Annotated in this window: 2 protein-coding genes and 1 pseudogene; all 3 read left to right on the top strand. The window is 53.1% G+C overall.

Annotation, left to right across the window (positions count from 1 at the left end; translation table 11 throughout):
- Window position 1: 1 nt before the first annotated feature.
- Window positions 2–190 carry a hypothetical protein gene (locus ABX962_RS35725; protein WP_372726409.1) on the top strand — a complete coding sequence of 63 codons (189 nt, stop codon included), beginning with the start codon at window positions 2–4 and terminating at the stop codon, window positions 188–190.
- A 281-nt stretch (window positions 191–471) separates the two neighbouring features.
- On the top strand, window positions 472–1,245 hold the full coding sequence (locus ABX962_RS35720) for a TIGR00266 family protein (protein WP_372726408.1): 774 nt from the start codon (window positions 472–474) through the stop codon (window positions 1,243–1,245).
- Window positions 1,245–1,640: pseudogene (locus ABX962_RS35715) on the top strand (hypothetical protein); the annotation flags it as partial. The gene ABX962_RS35720 and the pseudogene ABX962_RS35715, both read left to right, overlap by 1 nt.

Here is a 1,640-nt window from a genome sequence, read left to right as displayed (position 1 = left end):
GATTGGTCGACTTGTAGGCTGGTTTATCCGCATCGTGATTTATGATATTTGCATTACCGGCATCTCGGATATCTTGGGTGTGTCGCGGATGGTCGCGCTGTTCATCTTCCTTGGAATCCTTGGTGTGATTGCGTTTGTCGGTTATCTGCTACGCAACAAGTACGCGACCGATACCGCCGACGATTTTTAATTTCGCCGCGTGCTGCTAGCGGGCTGTTGATTTATTGAGCCGTGACGCGTGAGCGGCCGGGTGCCACGCATCACCCCGGTGTCCTTGCGGACCACGGCTCACCACTGGGATTGACTTTCGACTAAAACGACAGCTCACTAGCTTTCGGCCTTTAATCGCGGATTACAATTAGCCCGCGGCTAACGAACCGACGAAGTTTAACGTCACTAGCTGTTGTGCAACTTTCCATGTCTTGTTGAAGCCTCTGAAACACGAGCGTTCAGATCGCTCCACAAAAATCTATGGATTTCCGCGTTAACCACGCTCCTGTTTTTTCAACCCTCGAATTCTCGCTGGCGCAGCACGAGTTCGTCGTTGCGCAGCCGAACAGCATGCTCACCATGTCGGCTGGGATTTCGATCTCGGCCCACGTTGGTCGATTGGATTCCGATGATGAATCCGATTCGGCCAGCGAAGCTGCCGCAGGCGACGCCGCAGCAACGCCCTCAAAACCACGCCCCCGTCAATCGCTATTTGGATCCTGGTTTGGTGGGGTAAAAAGCATGCTCGGGGGCGAGAGTTTCTTTACTGCCGAGTTCCGCGCAAAATCCGATGAGCAAACCGTCGTGCTTGCTCCGGAAAGCTATGGCGACATCGTCGTCTTGGACCTGCAACCCGATTCCGGCTACTTTCTGACTCGCGGTTCGTACTTGGCCAACGTCGGTTCGACTCATGTGCGGATTAAGTACGGCGGACTCAAAGGATTGATGAGCAAGAAGGGATTGTTCTTGATGCATGCCACAGGGCGGGGCAATGTATTCTGCCAAACGTTTGGTGCGATCGAGCATCGCAAACTCGAAGCGGACGAGACCTTGTATGTCGACAATCGTTTCATGGTCGCATTTTCAGACACCGTGACTTACAAGCTAGTCAAAGCGTCCGAGTCGCTGAAAGACTCGTTGATGTCGGGCGAAGGTTTGATCAACCGCTACACAGGCCCCGGCGACGTTTACTTTCAAACGCGTGGTAAACCAACCGGCGGAATCTTAACCACTTTGATTGACGCAGCATTCTGATGAATTTACAAGCGGTACCCGATCGTGAAGCCTTGCTCGAACAACTGCGTCGCGCTAACCAATTCACATGGCTATGGATCACCGTGCACGTGATCGGCATCATCGCGTTGGCTGCATTGATTCGGTGGGATCAAGTCGTGTTTGCCCCGATCGTGTCGGTCACCGCTTGTCTGGTCGTCCTCGGTCCTTTTGCAATGGAATTGGCACAGACTTGGGGTCAAAAAAAGAAGCGGATCGAGGACATCAAGGAAACAACGCGTTTCGGCGAACTTGACAAATACAAACTGCAAACGCTCTATCGCGAAACACTGCAGCGACTAAAACTGCCCGACGAGCGGTTGCCGGTTTACGTCACCAGCGACAAATCGCTTAGCGCCGGGGCGATACGTTTAGGT

Source organism: Novipirellula sp., from assembly GCF_041583735.1.
GTDB lineage: Bacteria > Planctomycetota > Planctomycetia > Pirellulales > Pirellulaceae > Novipirellula.
The sequence above is the reverse complement of the archived record's forward strand: the minus strand, read 5'-3'. Positions and strand labels throughout refer to the sequence as shown.